The organism is Streptomyces cavernae, assembly GCF_004023625.1.
Taxonomy (GTDB): Bacteria; Actinomycetota; Actinomycetes; order Streptomycetales; family Streptomycetaceae; genus Streptomyces; species Streptomyces cavernae.
On sequence record NZ_RPDJ01000037.1, the window covers coordinates 82,011 to 101,451 of the forward strand.

Consider the following 19,441-nt stretch of genomic DNA (forward strand, 5'->3'; position numbering starts at 1 on the left):
GGCGGCGAAAGGCGATTCTTCGGAGTGGGGGCGCACTGGGATGAGCGGAACCGTTCGTACGGACGAGGGCTCACGACTGGGCAACGCGTTGTCGGGGCTCGCCGTGGCCCTCGGCTGTGTGCTCTTCCTCGGCGGGTTCGCCTGGGGCGCCGTCGTCTACAAGCCCTACACCGTGCCCACCGACTCCATGTCACCCACGATCGTGGCCGGTGACCGGGTCCTCGCGGAGCGTATCGACGGCTCCGAGGTCGAGCGGGGCGACGTCGTCGTCTTCCGGCAGGAGAGCTGGGGCGACATGCCGCTGGTCAAGCGGGTCGTGGCGATCGGCGGGGACAAGGTGGGCTGCTGCACCGACGGCAAGCTGACCGTCAACGGCAAGCAGGTCGACGAATCCTACATCCCCGAGGGCCAGGCGGCCGAGTCCAAGGCGATCCCGACCATCACGGTCCCCGAGGGCCGGCTGTTCCTGCTCGGCGACGAGCGCAGCGGCTCACTCGACTCCACGGCCCACCTCACGGAGGCCTTCAGCGGCACGGTGGCGCGCAGCGCGGTGGACTCCCGGGTCGACGCGGTGGCCTGGCCCATGGACGGCATGCTGGCCCGCCCGACGGGCTTCGAGGAACTGGGCCCCATCTCGTCGCCCGGCCCGCTGCGGCTGATCATGCTGGCGGTCGTGGCGGGCGCGGTGCTGGTCCTCGGCGGCGGGGCGTACGGGCCGGTCGCCAAGCGGCTGGCCGAACGGCGCAGCCGGCAGCGGGCGGAGCCGGTCGGTGTCGGCTGAGCCGGCCGGCCCTCCCGGGCCGGATCCCCTCGGCGGCGAGCTGCGCAAGGTCGCACGGGTGGTGCTGCTCGACGCTCAGGACCGGATCCTGCTGCTGCACGGGCACGAGCCGGACGACACCGCCGACGACTGGTGGTTCACACCGGGCGGTGGAGTGGAAGGCGACGAGACCCGTGAGGAAGCCGCTCTGCGGGAACTCGCCGAGGAGACCGGCATCACCGACGTCGAGCTCGGACCGGTGCTGTGGCAGCGGAAGTGCTCCTTCCCGTTCGCGGGTCGACGCTGGGACCAGGACGAGTGGTACTACCTGGCCCGCACGACCGGTACGCGGACGGTGCTCGCCGCGGCAGGGCTGACCGAGCTGGAACGGCGCAGTGTCGCCGGAGCGCGTTGGTGGACGTGCCGGGAACTGACCGAGGCACATGAGACGGTGTATCCGACCAGACTCGCCGAGCTGCTGCGCACGCTGCTCGACGAGGGTCCCCCGGCCAGGCCGAAAGTCCTTGACACGGAAATTGTCTAGGGGCTCGCGGGGCTGGCGCACAATAGGGGGACGCACGGCTGAAGGGGAACATGCCATGAGCGCCGAGGACCTCGAGAAGTACGAGACCGAGATGGAGCTCAAGCTCTACCGGGAGTACCGCGATGTCGTCGGTCTGTTCAAATACGTGATCGAGACCGAACGGCGTTTCTACCTCACCAACGACTACGAGATGCAGGTGCACTCCGTCCAGGGTGAGGTGTTCTTCGAGGTGTCCATGGCGGACGCCTGGGTCTGGGACATGTACCGGCCGGCCCGGTTCGTGAAGCAGGTGCGCGTCCTGACGTTCAAGGACGTGAACATCGAGGAGTTGAACAAGAGCGACCTCGAACTGCCGGGTGGCTGATTCGCTACTTCGCTCGTGTGGGTGACGGAGTTATCCACATTCGTCGGCCTGTCCACCAAGATCCACAAGGGATGGGCTGAGGCCGCAGTGTTGGCGCCGGAGGTGGTGCCGACATGACCACGGGCAACGCACGCAGTGCACTCGGCAGGTACGGCGAGGATCTGGCCGCGCGGCGGCTGACCGAGGCCGGGATGACGGTCCTGGAGCGCAACTGGCGCGGAGGCAGGACCGGAGAGATCGACATCGTGGCGCGGGACGGGGACGCGCTGGTCTTCTGCGAGGTCAAGACCCGCAGGGGCGGCGGTGGCTTCCAGCATCCGATGGCGGCGGTCACGCAGGTCAAGGCGGACCGCTTGCGGGGCCTCGCGGAACGCTGGCTGCACCAGCACGGAGGAGCACCGCCCGGCGGGGTGCGCATCGACGTCATCGGGGTCCTCCTGCCCGACCGCGGAGCACCCGTGGTGCAGCACGTGCGGGGTGTGGCCTGATGGGATTCGCCCGTACGTGTTCGGTGGCGCTGGTCGGTGTCGAGGGTGTGGTGGTGGAGGTCCAGGCGGACCTCGAACCGGGCCTCGCCGCCTTCAGTCTGGTGGGCCTTCCGGACAAGAGCCTGAGTGAGAGCCGGGACCGGGTCCGGGCCGCGGTGGTCAACTCCGGCGGCGAATGGCCGCAGAAGAAGCTCACCGTCGGGCTGAGCCCGGCCTCGGTGCCCAAGGCGGGATCCGGTTTCGACCTCGCCGTCGCCTGTGCGGTGCTCGGGGCCGCCGAGCGGATCGACCCCCGTGTGCTCGCGGACATCGTCATGATCGGCGAGCTCGGGCTGGACGGCCGGGTCCGCCCCGTGCGGGGCGTGCTGCCCGCGGTGCTGGCGGCGGCGGACGCCGGGTACGAGCAGGTGGTCGTCCCGGAGTGCGCGGCCACCGAGGCCTCGTTGGTTCCGGGGGTCTCGGTGCTCGGAGTGCGCAGTCTGCGCCAGCTGATCGCCGTGCTCACGGACGAACCCGTGCCCGAGGAGGAGCCGGAGGAACACGGCCGCCCGGACCCGCTCATGGCGGGCCTGCGCCTGCCCGGGACGGGCGAGGCCACGGGCCTCGCCGGCTTCTCCGCCACGGAACCGGACCACGGGCACGACTTCGCCGATGTCGTGGGGCAGCACGCGGCACGCACCGCGATGGAGGTGGCCGCCGCCGGGGGCCACCACGTCTTCCTGGAAGGACCCCCCGGCGCCGGCAAGACGATGCTCGCCGAACGCCTTCCGTCGATCATGCCACCGCTCACCCGGGAGTCGTCCCTGGAGGTCACGGCGGTCCATTCGGTCGCCGGACTGCTGCCGCCGGGCAAGCCGCTGGTGGACACCCCGCCGTTCTGCGCGCCCCATCACTCGGCTACGATGCAGGCGCTGGTGGGCGGCGGCCACGGCATCGCACGGCCCGGGGCCGCCTCGATCGCCCACCGCGGGGTGCTCTTCCTCGACGAGGCGCCCGAGTTCCGCAGCCAGGCCCTGGACGCGCTTCGACAGCCCCTGGAGGCGGGCTATGTCGTGATCGCGCGCAGTGCCGGTGTCGTCCGGTTCCCCGCGAAGTTCCTGATGGTGCTCGCGGCCAACCCCTGCCCCTGCGGGCGCTTCAGTCTGCAGGCGGAGACCTGCGACTGCCCTCCCTCCATCGTGCGCCGTTACCAGGCCCGGCTCTCCGGACCGTTGCTCGACCGGGTCGACCTGCGCGTCGAGGTGGACCGGGTCACCAGAACCGAGCTGACCGCGCAGGGCGCCCGTGGTGAGTCCACACAGGCGGTCGCCGCGCGGGTCCGTGCCGCCAGGGAACGGTCGGCCGCGCGTCTCGCCGGAACCTCCTGGCGGACCAACAGCGAGGTGCCGGGGCGTGAGCTGCGCAGCCGTTGGCGACCGGTGCCCGGGGCGATGGACGGGGCCGAGCGGGCGCTCGAAGGCGGATTCCTGACGGCCCGCGGCCTGGAGCGGGTGCTCCGCGTCGCCTGGACCGTGGCCGACCTGATGGGCCACGACCGTCCGGACGCCGGGGATGTCGACCTGGCCCTCCAACTGCGCACCGGGGTTCCCCGCGGTGTGCCCATGATGATCGGCGCCATGCCGTGAACGGGGGCCGTGGGGGAAACGGGGGCTGCGGTGGCCATCCGCCCGATGGGGAAGCGGGCGTGGCGGGCGACGAACGGCTCGCCCGGGTCGCGCTCACGCGGGTCCTCGAGCCCGGTGACGAGGCCGGAGGGCGGTGGCTGCGGGAATACGGGGCCGTGGAGGTGCTGCGGCGGGTGGTCGCGGGCGGTGCGGTGCTGCCGGGGGCGAGCGAGAAACGGTGGGAAGGGCTGCGGGCCCGGGGAGCGAAGGTGTGTCCCGAGCGGGATCTCGCCGAGGCCGCACAGGCGGGGGCGCGCTTCATCTGCCCCGGGGAACCGGAATGGCCGGCCCAGCTCGACGACCTCGGCGACGTGCGACCCATTGGGCTGTGGGTCCGCGGGCGCCCCAGTCTGCGCACCTGGGCACTGCGCTCCGTCGCCGTGGTGGGCGCCCGCGCCTGCACCGAGTACGGCGCCCATATGGCGGCCACGCTCGGCGCCGGGCTCGCCGAACTGGGCTGGGTCGTCGTCTCCGGCGGAGCGTACGGCGTCGACGGCGCCGTCCACCGCGGAGCGCTCGGCGCCGGTGGTGCGACCGTCGCTGTCCTCGCCTGCGGCGTCGACCGCCCCTATCCGCGCGGCCACACCGAGCTGATCAGCAGGATCGCCGCACAGGGGCTGGTCGTGGGGGAGCTCCCGCCCGGCGACCACCCCACACCCAGCAGATTCATCCTCCGCAACCGGGTCATCGCGGCGCTCACCCGCGGCACGGTCGTCGTCGAGGCCGCCTACCGCAGCGGCGCCCTCGTCACCGCACGCTCCGCGCAGCGGCTCGGCCGCTTCACCATGGGCGTGCCGGGCCCGGCGACCAGCGGGCTCTCCGCGGGGGTGCACGAACTCCTGCGGGGGGAGGCGGTCCTGGTCACCGACGCCGCGGAGGTCGCCGAACTGGTCGGAGACATCGGCGACCTGGCCCCCGACCGCCGTGGCCCGGTCCTCCCGCGTGACCTCCTCGAACCGGGCGCCGCACGGGTACTGGCCGCCCTGCCCGGTCGCGGAACGGCCCGGGTCGCGGAGATCGCCCGTGACGCGAGCACATCCCAGGACGACGCGATCGGGAGACTCTACGAACTCCAGTCCCTCGGCTTCGTCGAACGACACGACGACGGCTGGAAGTTGACACGCCAGGCGACGCGCCCCGGTCGGCCCGTGTTCGGGGAGGGGGATGAGCGCTGACAGAGCGTGTTCGGCCGTCCGGACGACCCGTCGTGACCTCGGTCATTCCCGCGGTTGACACCACCGGGTGATCACGGAACGCAACCCTGGTGGCCCGGAGGAGAGCTGTACGGAACGTATCTGCGCAAGGGCCATCGGCCGTCCTTCGCACACCGCAACACTCCAGTCACGCTACGCTCACGAGGATTACGGCTCAGACCGGCAATCTCGGAACGAGAGCGACAGCTCACCCAGGCACAGTCAGTCCACGGCAGAACGGCACAAGGCGACGAATGCCCCAGCACACCTCCGGGCCTGACCGGACGGCGGTTCCCCCCGCCGCCCGCGACAGCGCCCGGCCGCCCACTCCCTCGTCGCTCGAGGAGCTGTGGCGGTCGTACAAGTCGACGGGCGACGAACGGCTGCGCGAGCAGCTGATCCTGCACTACTCACCGCTGGTGAAGTACGTGGCGGGGCGCGTGAGCGTGGGGCTGCCGCCCAATGTGGAGCAGGCCGACTTCGTCTCCTCCGGGGTGTTCGGACTCATCGACGCGATCGAGAAGTTCGACATCGAGAGGGAGATCAAGTTCGAGACGTACGCGATCACCCGGATTCGGGGCGCGATGATCGACGAACTGCGCGCCCTCGACTGGATCCCGCGCTCCGTGCGCCAGAAGGCGCGCAGTGTGGAACGGGCCTACGCCACCCTGGAGGCGAAGCTGCGGCGCACCCCCTCGGAGAGTGAGGTCGCCGCCGAGATGGGGATCGGCCTGGAGGAACTGCACGCAGTCTTCGGCCAGCTGTCCCTGGCGAACGTGGTGGCGCTGGAGGAACTGCTGCACGTCGGCGGCGAGGGCGGCGAGCGGCTCAGCCTCATGGACACCCTGGAGGACACCGCGGCCGACGACCCCGTGGAGGTGGCCGAGGACCGGGAGCTGCGCCGGTTCCTGGCGCGGGCGATCAACACGCTGCCCGAACGGGAGAAGACGGTGGTGACCCTGTACTACTACGAGGGCCTCACGCTCGCCGAGATCGGCAATGTGCTCGGGGTGACCGAGAGCCGGGTAAGCCAGATCCACACCAAGTCGGTACTCCAACTACGCGCCAAGCTTGCCGGGTTCGGACGCTGAGGTGAGGGCTTCGGCGGGTCGCGGGTGGTCTGGCCGGGGTGGGTGGTCTGGTTGGGCTCCGGCTGAGGGTTGGCCGGGTTGGTGGTCTGCTCCGGTTCCGGCAGGGGTCTGGTCGGGTGGGCGGTGGTCTGGTCGGGTTTCCGATGGAGCTTGGCCGGGGGTGCAGGGTTCTGCAGGCGGGACGGGATGGTGCCTTGGCCGGGCCGGGCCTTGGCCGGGCCGGGCCGGATCAGGTATGGCTGGGGTTTTGTGGTTGTGTGGCCGGATCCTTTTGTTGTCCGTGTGCGGCGGACACGGTGCCTCCCGCGGTGGGAGGTTCGTCCGTAAAGTAGACGCGTGCCAAGGATTCGAGCGGCCTCCGTGGCCGAGCACCGGTCGATGCAGCGCAGCGCCCTGCTGGACGCCGCGCGCTCCCTCCTCTCCGAAGGCGGCACGGAAGCGCTGACATTCCCCGCGCTCGCCGAGCGCACAGGGCTCGCGCGGTCCTCCGTCTACGAGTACTTCCGCTCCCGGGCCGCCGTGGTCGAGGAGCTGTGCGAGGTCGACTTCCCCGTCTGGGCGGCCGAGGTCTCGGCGGCGATGGAACAGGCGGACACCCCCGAGGGCAAGGTCGAGGCCTATGTGCGCCGGCAGCTGACCCTCGTGGGCGACCGGCGGCACCGGGCCGTCGTGGCCATCTCCGCCAGCGAGCTCGACGCCGGGGCCCGTGAGAAGATCCGGGCCGCGCACGGCGGGCTCGTCGCGATGGTGGTCGAGGCGCTGAGCGCCATGGGGCACGCCGAGCCGCGCCTCGCCGCGATGCTGCTGCAGGGGGTAGTGGACGCCGCGGTGCGGCGGATCGAGCTCGGCGCCGCGGAGGAACCCACGGCGATCGCCGAGGCCGCCGTGGCCATGGCACTGCGGGGCGTTCAGGGCTGAGCCGCGCACAGCGACCCTCGCCACCGTGCCCCGCCGTCCCCGGGCGTCTGGGGCAGCTGAGCCGCCCACGGCGCCCCGCGGCTCACCACCGTGCCCTGCCGTCTCCGGGCGCCTGGGGCAATGGCAGCAGGCGCGACGGGCCCCTGGTCAGCAGCCACGGCGGGAGCAACGAGAGCGGGTTCAGATAGGCCCTCGTCCTGCGCAGGCCCCAGTGCAGACAGGTGGTTTCGCAGTGGGCCGTGAGGGGCTCCAGCGTGCCCAGGACGGTGCCGGCCATGACCTCCTCGCCCTTACGCACGGAGGCTCGCACCGGCTCGTACGTCGTGCGAAGGGGAGGCTCTCCGGTGCTCGCCAGTTCCACCGACACCACGCCCCGGCCCGCCACCCGTCCCGCGAACAGGACCCGGCCGGGGGCCACGGCGCGAACCGGAGCACCGGCCGGCGCCGCCAGGTCCACACCCCGGTGACCGGGTCCGTAGACGGTCGCCGGGGGATTCCAGCCCCGTAGGACCGAGGGCCGTGGCACGAGCGGCCAGGAGCGGCCCACCACCGGGACCCCCGCCCCCGCTTCGGACGGCTGCCCCGCTTCGGACGGCTGCCCCGCCTCGGACGGCGGCCCCGTTGCGGACGGCGCGTCAGTTTCCGGTGGCGTGTCCGCCGACGGAGCCGGGGCCGGCGGATCAGCGCCCACCTCCGCGAGGGCGGTCGGAGTCAGCACCCCCGGCACGGCCGCGGTCAGCAACAGCAGCCGGATCCCCACGCATCGAATCGTTCGCACGGGAGAAGCGTCCCGTATCTGCGCTGCAAGGGGGCGGGGCCTGTGGACGACCGCCCGGTTGTGGATATCGGCGTCACCCACCCCCTCGCGGGTCCCGTACACTTCTCGTGGCGATCCGGGTCACCGGGTCGACTTCGCACGCCCCGACACCGGACCCTCACCAGGCCGGAGTCAGCGCCCCTCGGTCCTTCGCGGCACGGCGCATCAGCGGGCGTCAGGCGCAGGTGCCGTCCGGTACCCGCGGCACAACCGAGAAACTCAAGGAGAACGGCCATGGCCGTCGTCACGATGCGGGAGCTGCTGGAGAGCGGCGTCCACTTCGGTCACCAGACCCGTCGTTGGAACCCGAAGATGAAGCGCTTCATCTTCACCGAGCGCAACGGCATCTACATCATCGACCTGCTCCAGTCGCTGTCGTACATCGACCGCGCCTACGAGTTCGTCAAGGAGACCGTCGCCCACGGCGGCACGGTCATGTTCGTCGGTACGAAGAAGCAGGCGCAGGAGGCCATCGCCGAGCAGGCCACCCGCGTCGGCATGCCCTACGTCAACCAGCGCTGGCTGGGCGGCATGCTCACCAACTTCTCCACCGTCTACAAGCGTCTGCAGCGCCTCAAGGAGCTCGAGCAGATCGACTTCGAGGACGTGGCCGCCTCCGGCCTCACCAAGAAGGAACTGCTGGTCCTCTCCCGCGAGAAGGCCAAGCTGGAGAAGACCCTCGGTGGTATCCGCGAGATGCAGAAGGTGCCCAGCGCCGTCTGGATCGTGGACACCAAGAAGGAGCACATCGCCGTTGGTGAGGCCCGGAAGCTGAACATCCCGGTCGTCGCCATCCTCGACACCAACTGCGACCCCGACGAGGTCGACTACAAGATCCCGGGCAACGACGACGCGATCCGCTCCGTCACCCTGCTCACCCGCGTGATCGCCGACGCCGTCGCCGAGGGCCTCATCGCCCGCTCCGGCGCCGCCGCCGAGGCCAAGGGCGAGAAGGCCGCGGGCGAGCCCCTCGCCGAGTGGGAGCGCGACCTGCTCGAGGGCGAGAAGAAGGCCGACTCCGAGGACGCAGCCCCCGCCGCTCCGGCTGCCGAGGCCCCCGCTGCCGAGGCTCCGGCCGCCGAGGCTCCGGCCGCCGAGGCTCCGGCCGCCGAGGCTCCGGCCGCCGAGGCCGAGAAGCCGGCCGACGCCGAGCAGGCCTGAGACCGGCACCCCGGTTCGTAGCTCCACGGCCTGAGTCAGGCCTTGGGGCCGTACGGTCGAAGTGACGGCGGGCGGTGCCGAAAGCGCCGCCCGCCGTTCACCCGCAGCCCGTAGATCTTCGGTGGCCGCCCGCCAGGTCAACGGCGGACGCCGACTTCGAGACTTCGAACTTTCGAGAAGAGATTTCACAGATCATGGCGAACTACACCGCCGCCGACGTCAAGAAGCTCCGTGAGCTCACCGGCGCCGGCATGATGGACTGCAAGAAGGCCCTGGACGAGGCCGACGGCAACGTCGAGAAGGCCGTCGAGGAACTGCGCATCAAGGGCCAGAAGGGCGTCGCCAAGCGTGAGGGCCGCTCCGCCGAGAACGGCGCCGTGGTCTCCATCATCGCCGACGACAACTCCTCCGGCGTCCTCGTCGAGCTGAAGTGCGAGACGGACTTCGTCGCCAAGGGCGAGAAGTTCCAGGGCGTCGCCACCGCCATCGCCGAGCACGTCGTCAAGACCTCCCCGGCCGACATCGAGGCGCTGCTCGCCTCCGAGATCGAGCCCGGCAAGACCGTCCAGGCGTACGTGGACGAGGCCAACGCCAACCTGGGCGAGAAGATCGTCCTGGACCGCTTCGCGCAGTTCGCCGACGGCTACGTGACGGCGTACATGCACCGCACGATGCCCGACCTGCCGCCGCAGATCGGTGTCCTCGTGGAGCTCGACAAGCCGAACGCCGAGGTGGCCAAGGGCGTGGCCCAGCACATCGCCGCCTTCGCGCCGAAGTACCTCTCCAAGGACGACGTCCCGGCCGAGGTCGTCGAGTCCGAGCGCCGCATCGCCGAGGAGACCACGCGCGCCGAGGGCAAGCCCGAGGCCGCCATCGCGAAGATCGTCGAGGGTCGCCTCAACGGCTTCTTCAAGGACGCCACGCTGCTCGGCCAGCCGTACGCGCTCGACAACAAGAAGTCGGTCCAGAAGGTCCTGGACGAGGCCGGTGTCACCCTGAAGCGCTTCACGCGGATCAAGGTCGGCATCTGAGTCCGTACGGCGATCGACGCGCGACCCGGATAGGGTCGACAACAAGTCGTCTGCGTCGTTCGCGTATGCCGTCACGCAGACGCGCGTGACGGACGACAGCAGATCTGACGAGGAGGCCATTGCCGCGCATGGGATGCCAACAACACCCACCGGCAATGGCCTTCTTCGTATGTGCGACACGTAAAGAGGCGAGATCTCCATGACCACCAAGGCCGACAAGAGCGACGCCGGCAAAGTACGCGGCCGATTTCTGCTGAAGCTCTCCGGAGAGGCGTTCTCCGGGGGCGGGGGACTGGGCGTCGACCCCGATGTGGTGCACAAGATCGCCCGTGAGGTGGCCGCCGTGGTACGCGACGGCGCCCAGATCGCGGTCGTCATCGGCGGCGGCAACTTCTTCCGCGGCGCTGAACTGCAGGTACGCGGCATGGACCGGGCCCGCTCCGACTACATGGGCATGCTCGGCACGGTGATGAACTGCCTCGCCCTCCAGGACTTCCTGGAGAAGGAGGGCATCCAATCGCGTGTGCAGACCGCCATCACGATGGGGCAGGTCGCCGAGCCCTACATCCCGCTGCGCGCCGTACGGCACCTGGAGAAGGGCCGCGTGGTCATCTTCGGCGCCGGTATGGGCATGCCGTACTTCTCCACCGACACCACCGCGGCCCAGCGCGCCCTGGAGATCGACGCCGAAGCCCTGCTGATGGGGAAGAACGGCGTGGACGGGGTCTACGACTCCGACCCCAAGACCAACCCCGAGGCCGTCAAGTTCGACTCGCTGAGCTACGGCGAGGTCATCACCCGCGACCTCAAGGTCGCCGACATGACCGCCATCACGCTGTGCCGCGACAACAAGCTTCCGATCCTCGTCTTCGAGCTCCTGTCGGAGGGCAATATCGCTCGGGCCGTCAAGGGTGAGAAGATCGGCACACTCGTGGGTGACCAAGGCAGCCGGTCCTGACGGGAAGCGAGCCCGTGCGGGCCGACCTAGGACGGGAACGACCGTGAACGGGAAGGACCGTGGACGGGATCACCCGGTCCCGGACGACCGTGACCGGGGACCGCCCCCTGTCGGGGGACGGACCTGACCGGGGGATGGACAATGTCCTGCCGGTCGGGAACCGTGCAGAAAGAAGACGCGACGCAGCCGGCCGCCGACCCCGACCAGGAACAGCTGCCGGGCCTTACTCAAGACACGCAGGAGCAAGTGGTGATCGAAGAGACCCTCCTCGAGGCCGAGGAGAAGATGGAGAAGGCCGTCGTGGTCGCCAAGGAGGACTTCGCCGCGATCCGCACCGGTCGTGCGCACCCGGCGATGTTCAACAAGATCGTGGCCGACTACTACGGTGCACTGACGCCGATCAACCAGCTGGCCTCGTTCTCCGTGCCGGAGCCGCGCATGGCCGTGGTGACCCCGTTCGACAAGAGCGCCCTGCGCAACATCGAGCAGGCCATCCGCGACAGCGACCTGGGCGTCAACCCCAGCAACGACGGCAACATCATCCGAGTGGTGTTCCCGGAGCTCACCGAGGAACGCCGCCGCGAGTACATCAAGGTCGCCAAGACCAAGGGCGAGGACGCCAAGGTCTCGATCCGCTCCGTCCGCCGCAAGGCCAAGGACGCCATCGACAAGCTGGTCAAGGACGGCGAGGTCGGCGAGGACGAGGGACGCCGCGCCGAGAAGGAGCTCGACGACACCACCGCGAAGTACGTCGCCCAGGTGGACGAGCTGCTCAAGCACAAGGAAGCCGAGCTGCTCGAGGTCTGATGAACGACTCTTCCTGGGGGGCGCCGCAAGCCGGGTACTGGGTGCCGTCCGACCAGGGACCTGTCCGGGGGGCTGCCCCGGCGGGTCCCGCGTACGATGCGCAGGAGGTGCTGCGTCCTTCGGAGACCCAGCCCATGCCCGCCGTACCCGACGTACCCGCCGGTGGAGACCAGGATGACCACCAGGGGGCCGCACGGCACGGCGGTGGCCCCCTGTACCGCGACGAGACGCCGCCGACAGCCCCCTACGGGGACGCGACCTACGGGGACGCGGCCCCGCCGACGCCCTACGGGGACGGCTCCCAGCCGCACCCGCAGCCCTACGGGAACGCCTCGCAGAAGCCGGAGCCCATGCCGAGCGCACCACAGCCCGCCCCCGCACCGCAGAAGAAGAGCGCGGGCCGTGACCTGGGCGCGGCGATAGGAGTCGGCGTCGGGCTCGGCGCGGTGATCGTCGCCTCGCTCTTCGTCGTCAAGGCGGTCTTCGTCGGCGTCGTGGCGGTCGCCGTGGTCGTGGGGCTGTGGGAGCTGACCTCACGGCTGCAGGAACGCAAGGACATCAAGGCGCCCCTGGTCCCGCTGGCGCTCGGCGGGGCGGCCATGGTCGTCGCCGGGTACGTGCGGGGCGCCGAGGGCGCCTGGGTGGCGATGGCGCTCACCGCGCTGGCGGTGCTGGTCTGGCGGATGACGGAACCGCCGGAGAACTATCTCAGGGACGTCACGGCCGGGGTGTTCGCCGCCTTCTACGTGCCGTTCCTGGCCACGTTCGTGGCGATGATGCTGACCGCGGACGACGGCCCGTGGCGGGTGCTCACCTTCTTCGTACTGACGGTGCTCAGCGACACCGGTGCCTACGCCGTCGGCTGGCGCTTCGGCAAGCACAAGCTCGCCCCGCGCATCAGCCCCGGAAAGACCTGGGAGGGCTTGCTCGGCGCGATCACCTTCGCGATGGTGGCGGGAGCCGTCTGCCTGGAGTTCCTGATCGACGACGGATCGTGGTGGCAGGGCCTCGTCCTCGGTCTCGCGGTGGCGGCCACCGCCACCCTGGGCGACCTCGGCGAATCCATGATCAAGCGTGACCTGGGCATCAAGGACATGGGCACGTTGCTGCCCGGCCACGGCGGGATCATGGACCGCCTGGACTCCCTGCTGCCGACTGCGCCGGTGGTCTGGTCGCTGATGGTGCTGTTCGTGGGAACCGGTTGACCTGGCCGCGCCCGGCCTGACCTGGGTGTCTGTACAGAGGGGCTCGCTGTCCCACAGGACGGCGGGCCCCTTCTGCGCGCGTCGGCCGGCAGGTATGGTCCCGCCCATGAGTCGGGCACGCCTGGGCCAGGACGGGAGATACCACGGCGAACTGCCGTGCCGATGGTGCGACGCGCTCATCGACCAGGCCGGACGGCGAAAACCACGCCTCTACTGCCGCCCCTCCCACCGCTGGAAGACCTACGGAGGGTGGGTCGTCGGAGTGGTCGGCGGTCTGTTCTGAGCCGTGGCCGGACGTCCGGCCACGGGAAAGCCGCGGGCGTGGGTCACCGGAATCGATCTGAGACACTTGACGGGCCATGCCTAAGCCCGGAGAACTCACATTCGTCGCGCCGCGCGGAGCCAAGAAGCCGCCGCGGCATCTCGCCGACCTTTCGCCCGCCGAGCGGAAGGAGGCCGTTGCCGCGATCGGTGAGAAGCCGTTTCGTGCCAAGCAGCTCTCGCAGCACTACTTCGCGCGGTACGCGCACGACCCGGCGGAGTGGACGGACATCCCGGCCGCCGCGCGCGGCAAGCTCCAGGAGGCGTTGCTGCCGGAGCTGATGACCGTCGTACGGCATCTGTCGACCGACCAGGACACCACCCGCAAGACGCTGTGGCGGCTGTTCGACGGCACGCTCGTCGAGTCCGTGCTCATGCGGTACCCGGACCGGGTGACCATGTGCATCAGCTCGCAGGCGGGCTGTGGGATGAACTGCCCGTTCTGTGCCACCGGGCAGGCCGGGCTCGACCGGAACCTGTCCACCGCCGAGATCGTGCACCAGATCGTCGACGGGATGCGCGCCCTCAGGGACGGCGAGATCCCGGGCGGACCGGCGCGGCTGAGCAACATCGTGTTCATGGGCATGGGGGAGCCGCTCGCCAACTACAAGCGGGTGGTCGGCGCCATCCGGGCGCTCACCGACCCCGAGCCGGACGGGCTGGGGCTCTCCCAGCGCGGGATCACCGTGTCCACGGTCGGTCTCGTGCCCGCCATCCACCGGTTCGCCGACGAGGGCTTCAAATGCCGGCTCGCCGTCTCCCTGCACGCGCCGGACGACGAACTGCGCGACACCCTGGTGCCCGTCAACACGCGGTGGAAGGTGCGCGAGGTGCTCGACGCGGGGTTCGAGTACGTCGCCAAGTCGGGGCGGCGGCTGTCCATCGAGTACGCGCTGATCCGCGACATCAACGACCAGGCCTGGCGGGGCGACCGTCTCGGGCGGCTGCTCAAGGGCAGGCCGGTGCACGTGAATCTGATCCCGCTGAACCCGACACCGGGCTCCAAGTGGACGGCCTCGCGCCCCGAGGACGAGAAGGCGTTCGTCGACGCGATCGCCGCACATGGTGTGCCGGTCACCATTCGGGACACCCGTGGTCAGGAGATCGACGGGGCGTGCGGACAGCTCGCCGCCACCGAGCGGTGAGGTGCGATAGGGCACGGGCAGGTCACGAGCGTGACCACGGCCTCGGCCCGCACGGATCACGGGGTACCCTGACCTCCGTACACACCTTCATACCTGCATATTCCGACAGGGGAGCGCCACAGCGCTGAGAGTGCGGCACGGGCCGCAGACCCTCTGAACCTCGCCCAGGTCATTCTGGGTAGGAAGTTCGGTCTTCACTCAAGCTGTTGCGCCCTGCCCGGAGCCTCGGATCCCTCCGAGAGCGCCGGGCAGGGCCGCGTCTCTTCTGGTCATCCCAGGAGGGATCCAGTGAGCACCACCAAGAAGTTCGTGGCCGTGGCCGTCGGGCTCGGTCTGGTCACGCTGTCCGCGTGCACGTCGTCCGACTCCGACTCCGGGGACGGGGCCGCGGAGTCCAGGACTGTCACCCTCGTCAGCCATGACTCGTGGGCGGCGTCCAAGACCGTGATCGACGACTTCGAGAAGCAGTCGGGCTACCAGGTGAAGGTCCTCAAGGACGGTGACGCCGGGCAGGCCCTCAACAAGGCGATCCTCACCAAGGACAACCCCCAGGGCGACGTCTTCTTCGGCGTCGACAACACGCTGCTGTCCCGGGCGCTCGACAACAAGCTGTTCCAGTCGTACCAGGCCAAGGAATCCGACCTGATCCCGCCGGAGTACCTGGTCGACCCGCTGAAGCACCGGGTCACGCCCATCGACTTCGGTGACATCTGCGTCAACTACGACAAGGCCTACTTCGAGGAGCGCGGGCTGACGCCTCCGGAGTCCTTCGACGACCTGGTCAAGCCCGAGTACAAGGACCTCCTCGTCACCGAGAACGCCTCCACGTCGTCCCCCGGTCTCGGCTTCCTGCTCGGCACGGCCGCCAAGTACGGGGACGACGGCTGGCAGGACTACTGGACCAAGCTCAAGGCCAATGGCGTGAAGGTGGTCGACGGCTGGGAGCAGGCCTACAACGAGGAGTTCTCCGGGTCCGCCGCCGGCAAGAAGGCGAAGGGCGACCGGCCGCTCGTCGTCTCGTACGCGTCCTCGCCGCCCGCCGAGGTCGTCTTCGCCGATCCCAAGCCGAAGACCGCGCCGACCGGTGTCGCCTACGGCACCTGCTTCCGGCAGGTCGAGTACGCCGGACTGCTGACCAACGCCGAGAACGCCAAGGGCGGCAAGGCCCTCATCGACTTCCTCATCTCCAAGAAGTTCCAGGCCGACCTGCCGCTCAACATGTTCGTGTACCCGATGCGGGAGGACGCTCAGGTACCGGAGGAGTTCACCAAGTACGGCAAGGCAGCCGAGGATTCCGAGACCATGGCGCCCAACAAGATCGCCAAGAACCGTGACCAGTGGGTCAAGTCATGGACGTCACTGGTACTGAAGTAGCGCGGAAGAGCCCTGGGACAGCGGCTCCGGCTCTGCGGAGGAGCGCGGCGCGGTTCGCCCTCATGGCCGTGCCCGTCGCGTTCTTCGGGCTCTTCTTCGCCTACCCCGTCGCCGCGATCCTCGCGCGCGGACTGCGGGCCGACGGGGTATGGCACTTCGGCCGGATCGCGGACGTCGTCGCCCAGCCCGACATCCGGCACGTGCTGTGGTTCACCACCTGGCAGGCGCTCGTCTCCACGGCGCTCACGCTGCTGATCGCGCTCCCCGGCGCCTATGTCCTCGCGCGCTTCGATTTCCCGGGCAAGCAGGTCCTGCGGGCCGTCGTCACCGTCCCGTTCGTCCTGCCGACCGTCGTCGTCGGCACCGCGTTCCTGGCCCTGGTCGGCCGCGGCGGGCTGCTGGACGAGCTGTGGGGCGTACGCCTGGACACCACCGTGTGGGCGATCCTGCTCGCGCACGTCTTCTTCAACTACGCCGTGGTCGTACGCACCGTCGGCGGGCTCTGGTCGCAGCTCGACCCGCGGCAGGAGGAGGCGGCCCGGATGCTCGGCGCCTCCCGGTTCGCGGCCTGGCGCACAGTGACGCTCCCGGCGCTCGCCCCCGCGGTCGCCGCCGCCGCGCTCATGGTCTTCCTGTTCACCTTCACCTCATTCGGCGTGGTGCAGATCCTCGGCGGCCCGACCTTCTCCACCCTCGAGGTCGAGATCTACCGCCAGACCTCGGAGATCTTCGACCTGTCGACGGCCGCGGTGCTGACGATCATCCAGTTCCTGGCGGTCGGGGCCATCCTGGGCGTGCACGCGTGGACCGTACGGCGGCGGGAGACCGCGCTGCGGCTCGTGGACGCGTCCGGCACTGCCCGGCGGCCCTGCGGGGCGGGGCAGTGGGGGCTGCTCGCGGGTGTCCTCACCACGATCGCCGTGCTGCTCGTAATGCCGCTCGCCGTGCTGGTCCAACGCTCGCTGGACGCCCCGGGGTTCGCCTACTTCAAGGAGCTGACCAGCGACGACAGTGGTGTGTTCCTGGTGGCGCCGGTCGAGGCGATCGGCAATTCCCTCCAGTACGCGCTCGCGGCCACCGCCATCGCGGTGGTGATCGGCGGCCTGGCCGCCGCGGCCCTCGCCCGGCGCGACGCGGGGCGTCTCGTACGGGGCTTCGACGCGCTGCTCATGCTCCCGCTCGGGGTGTCCGCCGTCACGGTCGGCTTCGGGTTCCTGATCGCGCTGGACGAACCGCCCCTGGACCTCAGGAGTTCCTGGATCCTGGTACCGCTGGCGCAGGCGTTGGTGGGCGTTCCCTTCGTGGTACGCACCATGCTGCCGGTGCTGCGCGCGGTGGACACCCGGCTGCGGGAGGCGGCTGCGGTGCTGGGGGCCTCGCCGTGGCGGGTGTGGCGCGAGGTCGACCTGCCGATGGTGCGGCGGGCGCTGCTGGTCGCGGCCGGGTTCGCCTTCGCGGTGTCACTGGGCGAGTTCGGGGCAACCGTCTTCATCGCCAGGCCGGACAACCCAACGCTGCCGGTCGCCGTGGCCCGGCTGCTCGGACGGCCCGGCGACCTCAACTACGGGCAGGCCATGGCCCTATCGACGATCTTGATGGTGGTGTGCGCGGTGGCGTTGCTGCTGCTGGAACGTATTCGGACCGATCGGGCGGGGGAGCTGTGATGGGACCGGGAGAGGGACAGGGACCGGGATCGGGATCGGGTGACGGGCCGGAAGCCGGTGCCGCGGCGATGCCTCGGCCGATGCTGCGACTCGACGGTGCGACCGTACGGTTCGGGGCCCGGGCCGCGCTCGACGACGTCCGACTGGAGGTCGCCGAGCACGAGACGGTGTGTGTGCTCGGGCCGAGCGGCAGCGGCAAGTCGACGCTGCTGCGGGCGGTGGCGGGGCTCCAGCCGCTGGACGCGGGGCGGGTGTCGCTGGACGGCCGGGACCTCGGCGGGGTGCCTGCGCACCGGCGCGGTGTGGGGCTGATGTTCCAGGACCACCAGCTCTTCCCGCAGCGCGACGTGGGCGGCAATGTGGCCTTCGGGCTGCGTATGCGCGGCGCCTCCAAAGCCGAACAGAGCGCCCGCGTACGGGAGTTGCTGGAGCTGGTGGGTCTGCCCGGTGCCGCGGAGCGGAATGTCGCGTCGCTCTCCGGCGGTGAGCAGCAGCGCGTCGCGCTGGCCCGGGCACTGGCGCCGCGCCCCCGCCTGCTGATGCTCGACGAGCCTCTCGGCCAGCTCGACCGCTCGCTGCGCGAACGCCTCGTCGTCGAACTCCGCGAGCTCTTCCACACGTTGGGGACGACCGTGCTCGCCGTCACCCACGACCAGGGTGAGGCCTTCGCGCTCGCCGACCGGGTCGTGGTGATGCGCGACGGGCGGATCGCGCAGTCCGGCACGCCGCTCCAGGTGTGGCAGCGGCCGGCCGACGAGTTCGTGGCACGTTTCCTCGGCTTCGACAACGTGGTTCCGGCGACGGTGAGCGGGGAGGCGGCGGACACGCCGTGGGGCAAGGTGCCCGTGCCGGAGGGATCGCCGCAGGGGCCCGGCACCCTGCTGGTACGGCCCGCGGGTGTACGGCTCACCGACCCGGCGGAGGGGCTGCGCTGCACGGTGACCGGGCGGACGTTCCGCGGCACCCATGTGGCCGTGCAACTGCAGCCGGAGGGCGCACCGCGCCTGGAGGCGGCGTGCGCGCTGCGGGACGCGCCGGAGATCGGGACGGAGGCCGGGGTCCTGTTCGACGCCGCCGAAATCTCGGTGCTGGAAGGTGCCGAGGACGCATAGGGTCCCGGTCATGACGTTGCTCGGACATGACCGGTACTGCAAAGAAATTGGCCGCCAGATCGAGCAGTTGAGGGCCGTGGTGACCTCCGGCGCGGAACTGTCCGCGACCGTGCCCACCTGCCCGGAGTGGTCGCTGGAGGACCTTGTCCGGCACACCGGCGGCGCGCTGCGCTGGGCCGAGTACATGGTGCGCACCCGGGCGCGGGAGGAGGTGCCCGAGGAACGGGTCCCGGGCGGGGCCGGTCCCGGCGGGGAGGGCGATCCGGCGGCCCTCGACGCCTGGCTCGCCGAGACCGGGCGGATGCTGGACGCCACGCTGCGCGCGGCGGGGCCCGACACGGGTGTGTGGACCTGGTCGTGGGCGCACACCTCCGGGTTCTGGGCGCGGCGGATGACGCACGAGCTGGTGGTGCACCGTGCGGATGCGACGCTTGCGGCGGGGCTGCCGTACCAGGTCACGCCCGAGGTGGCGGTCGACGCGGTCGACGAGTGGCTGGAGATCGTGGAGTTCGTGCAGCGGACCGAGCCGGACGACCAGGTGAACGAGTTGCGCGGTACTGGGCGCAGCATTCACCTCCACGCCACCGACGCCCCGGACGCGTTGAACGCCGAGTGGCTCGTCGAGCTCACGGGGGACGGGGTGCGGTGGCGGAGGGGGCATGAGAAGGCCGGTGTCGCGCTGCGCGGTCCGCTGACCGAGGTGTTGCTCGCCTTCTACCGGCGACTGCCGCCGGACGGCGGTCGGTTGGAGGTGCTCGGCGATCGGGAACTGCTGGACTTCTGGCTGGAGCGGGCTTCGTTCGGGTGAGTTCGACGGCCCTCGG

General features: G+C 70.5%; 20 protein-coding genes. 19 read left to right on the forward strand and 1 reads right to left on the reverse strand.

Annotated features, from left to right (window positions below; genetic code table 11):
• Positions 1–40: 40 nt before the first annotated feature.
• The 8 genes from lepB (at position 41) to EF387_RS36820 (ending at position 7,022) form a co-directional block, all read left to right on the forward strand.
• On the forward strand, positions 41–781 hold the full coding sequence (lepB, locus tag EF387_RS36785) for a signal peptidase I (protein WP_128380952.1): 741 nt from the start codon (positions 41–43) through the stop codon (positions 779–781).
• Positions 771–1,304 (forward strand): NUDIX hydrolase, encoded by a 534-nt coding sequence (locus tag EF387_RS36790; protein WP_128380953.1) that lies wholly within the window; start codon positions 771–773, stop codon positions 1,302–1,304. The genes lepB and EF387_RS36790 overlap by 11 nt, the downstream gene beginning before the upstream one ends.
• Positions 1,305–1,359: 55 nt before the next feature.
• The gene (locus EF387_RS36795; RefSeq protein ID WP_003965949.1) at positions 1,360–1,668 is read left to right on the forward strand and encodes a DUF2469 domain-containing protein; all 309 of its coding nucleotides are present in this window, start codon (positions 1,360–1,362) and stop codon (positions 1,666–1,668) included.
• 113 nt (positions 1,669–1,781) lie between these two features.
• The gene (locus EF387_RS36800; protein ID WP_128380954.1) at positions 1,782–2,156 is read left to right on the forward strand and encodes a YraN family protein; all 375 of its coding nucleotides are present in this window, start codon (positions 1,782–1,784) and stop codon (positions 2,154–2,156) included.
• Positions 2,156–3,781, forward strand: coding sequence for a YifB family Mg chelatase-like AAA ATPase (locus EF387_RS36805; protein ID WP_128380955.1), 1,626 nt, complete (start codon positions 2,156–2,158; stop codon positions 3,779–3,781). Before EF387_RS36800 ends, EF387_RS36805 begins: the two co-directional genes overlap by 1 nt.
• A gap of 59 nt (positions 3,782–3,840) precedes the next feature.
• Positions 3,841–4,995, forward strand: coding sequence for a DNA-processing protein DprA (gene dprA, locus EF387_RS36810; protein WP_202918483.1), 1,155 nt, complete (start codon positions 3,841–3,843; stop codon positions 4,993–4,995).
• 272 nt (positions 4,996–5,267) lie between these two features.
• Positions 5,268–6,104 carry an RNA polymerase sigma factor WhiG gene (whiG, locus tag EF387_RS36815; RefSeq protein WP_128380957.1) on the forward strand — a complete coding sequence of 279 codons (837 nt, stop codon included), beginning with the start codon at positions 5,268–5,270 and terminating at the stop codon, positions 6,102–6,104.
• Between the two features lie 360 nt (positions 6,105–6,464).
• Entirely contained in the window at positions 6,465–7,022 is a 558-nt protein-coding gene (locus tag EF387_RS36820) for a TetR/AcrR family transcriptional regulator (RefSeq protein ID WP_128380984.1), read from the forward strand.
• Between the two features lie 82 nt (positions 7,023–7,104).
• Here EF387_RS36820 and EF387_RS36825 read toward each other — a convergent pair whose 3' ends face one another.
• Positions 7,105–7,800 carry a M23 family metallopeptidase gene (locus EF387_RS36825; protein WP_238431906.1) on the reverse strand — a complete coding sequence of 232 codons (696 nt, stop codon included), beginning with the start codon at positions 7,798–7,800 and terminating at the stop codon, positions 7,105–7,107.
• A gap of 273 nt (positions 7,801–8,073) precedes the next feature.
• On the opposite strand from EF387_RS36825, the gene rpsB reads away from it, so the two are divergent.
• The 11 genes from rpsB to EF387_RS36875 all read left to right on the forward strand — a co-directional run bounded on the left by rpsB (position 8,074) and on the right by EF387_RS36875 (position 19,425).
• Positions 8,074–9,000 carry a 30S ribosomal protein S2 gene (gene rpsB, locus EF387_RS36830; RefSeq protein ID WP_128380958.1) on the forward strand — a complete coding sequence of 309 codons (927 nt, stop codon included), beginning with the start codon at positions 8,074–8,076 and terminating at the stop codon, positions 8,998–9,000.
• A 194-nt stretch (positions 9,001–9,194) separates the two neighbouring features.
• Positions 9,195–10,031 (forward strand): translation elongation factor Ts, encoded by an 837-nt coding sequence (tsf, locus tag EF387_RS36835; RefSeq protein ID WP_128380959.1) that lies wholly within the window; start codon positions 9,195–9,197, stop codon positions 10,029–10,031.
• A gap of 199 nt (positions 10,032–10,230) precedes the next feature.
• Positions 10,231–10,989: a UMP kinase gene (pyrH, locus tag EF387_RS36840; protein ID WP_128380960.1), complete on the forward strand. Its 759-nt coding sequence runs from the start codon at positions 10,231–10,233 to the stop codon at positions 10,987–10,989.
• A gap of 249 nt (positions 10,990–11,238) precedes the next feature.
• A complete protein-coding gene (frr, locus tag EF387_RS36845) occupies positions 11,239–11,796 on the forward strand; it encodes a ribosome recycling factor (RefSeq protein WP_128380961.1) in 558 nt (185 codons plus the stop codon).
• Positions 11,796–13,001, forward strand: coding sequence for a phosphatidate cytidylyltransferase (locus tag EF387_RS36850; protein WP_128380962.1), 1,206 nt, complete (start codon positions 11,796–11,798; stop codon positions 12,999–13,001). Before frr ends, EF387_RS36850 begins: the two co-directional genes overlap by 1 nt.
• Positions 13,002–13,107: 106 nt before the next feature.
• Positions 13,108–13,284, forward strand: coding sequence for a hypothetical protein (locus EF387_RS46835; protein ID WP_155589803.1), 177 nt, complete (start codon positions 13,108–13,110; stop codon positions 13,282–13,284).
• Between the two features lie 76 nt (positions 13,285–13,360).
• Positions 13,361–14,467, forward strand: a complete 1,107-nt coding sequence (gene rlmN / locus EF387_RS36855; RefSeq protein WP_128380963.1) for a dual-specificity RNA methyltransferase RlmN — start codon at positions 13,361–13,363, stop codon at positions 14,465–14,467.
• 288 nt (positions 14,468–14,755) lie between these two features.
• Positions 14,756–15,841, forward strand: a complete 1,086-nt coding sequence (locus EF387_RS36860) for a thiamine ABC transporter substrate-binding protein (protein WP_128380964.1) — start codon at positions 14,756–14,758, stop codon at positions 15,839–15,841.
• Positions 15,842–15,903: 62 nt separating this feature from the next.
• Positions 15,904–17,505 (forward strand): ABC transporter permease, encoded by a 1,602-nt coding sequence (locus EF387_RS36865; RefSeq protein ID WP_128380965.1) that lies wholly within the window; start codon positions 15,904–15,906, stop codon positions 17,503–17,505.
• Positions 17,506–17,585: 80 nt separating this feature from the next.
• Positions 17,586–18,617: an ABC transporter ATP-binding protein gene (locus tag EF387_RS36870; RefSeq protein WP_420802660.1), complete on the forward strand. Its 1,032-nt coding sequence runs from the start codon at positions 17,586–17,588 to the stop codon at positions 18,615–18,617.
• A 10-nt stretch (positions 18,618–18,627) separates the two neighbouring features.
• The gene (locus EF387_RS36875; protein WP_128380967.1) at positions 18,628–19,425 is read left to right on the forward strand and encodes a maleylpyruvate isomerase family mycothiol-dependent enzyme; all 798 of its coding nucleotides are present in this window, start codon (positions 18,628–18,630) and stop codon (positions 19,423–19,425) included.
• The last annotated feature ends 16 nt before the right edge of the window (positions 19,426–19,441 follow it).

Coding starts and splice junctions, on each gene's coding strand:
- lepB (WP_128380952.1), top strand. CDS start 41: ATGAGCGGAACCGTTCGTACGGACGAGGGCTCACGACTGGGCAACGCG.
- EF387_RS36865 (WP_128380965.1), top strand. CDS start 15,904: ATGGCCGTGCCCGTCGCGTTCTTCGGGCTCTTCTTCGCCTACCCCGTC.
- EF387_RS36795 (WP_003965949.1), top strand. CDS start 1,360: ATGAGCGCCGAGGACCTCGAGAAGTACGAGACCGAGATGGAGCTCAAG.
- pyrH (WP_128380960.1), top strand. CDS start 10,231: ATGACCACCAAGGCCGACAAGAGCGACGCCGGCAAAGTACGCGGCCGA.
- rlmN (WP_128380963.1), top strand. CDS start 13,361: ATGCCTAAGCCCGGAGAACTCACATTCGTCGCGCCGCGCGGAGCCAAG.
- whiG (WP_128380957.1), top strand. CDS start 5,268: ATGCCCCAGCACACCTCCGGGCCTGACCGGACGGCGGTTCCCCCCGCC.
- EF387_RS36800 (WP_128380954.1), top strand. CDS start 1,782: ATGACCACGGGCAACGCACGCAGTGCACTCGGCAGGTACGGCGAGGAT.
- EF387_RS36875 (WP_128380967.1), top strand. CDS start 18,628: ATGACGTTGCTCGGACATGACCGGTACTGCAAAGAAATTGGCCGCCAG.
- EF387_RS36805 (WP_128380955.1), top strand. CDS start 2,156: ATGGGATTCGCCCGTACGTGTTCGGTGGCGCTGGTCGGTGTCGAGGGT.
- tsf (WP_128380959.1), top strand. CDS start 9,195: ATGGCGAACTACACCGCCGCCGACGTCAAGAAGCTCCGTGAGCTCACC.
- EF387_RS36870 (WP_420802660.1), top strand. CDS start 17,586: ATGCTGCGACTCGACGGTGCGACCGTACGGTTCGGGGCCCGGGCCGCG.
- EF387_RS46835 (WP_155589803.1), top strand. CDS start 13,108: ATGAGTCGGGCACGCCTGGGCCAGGACGGGAGATACCACGGCGAACTG.
- EF387_RS36850 (WP_128380962.1), top strand. CDS start 11,796: ATGAACGACTCTTCCTGGGGGGCGCCGCAAGCCGGGTACTGGGTGCCG.
- rpsB (WP_128380958.1), top strand. CDS start 8,074: ATGGCCGTCGTCACGATGCGGGAGCTGCTGGAGAGCGGCGTCCACTTC.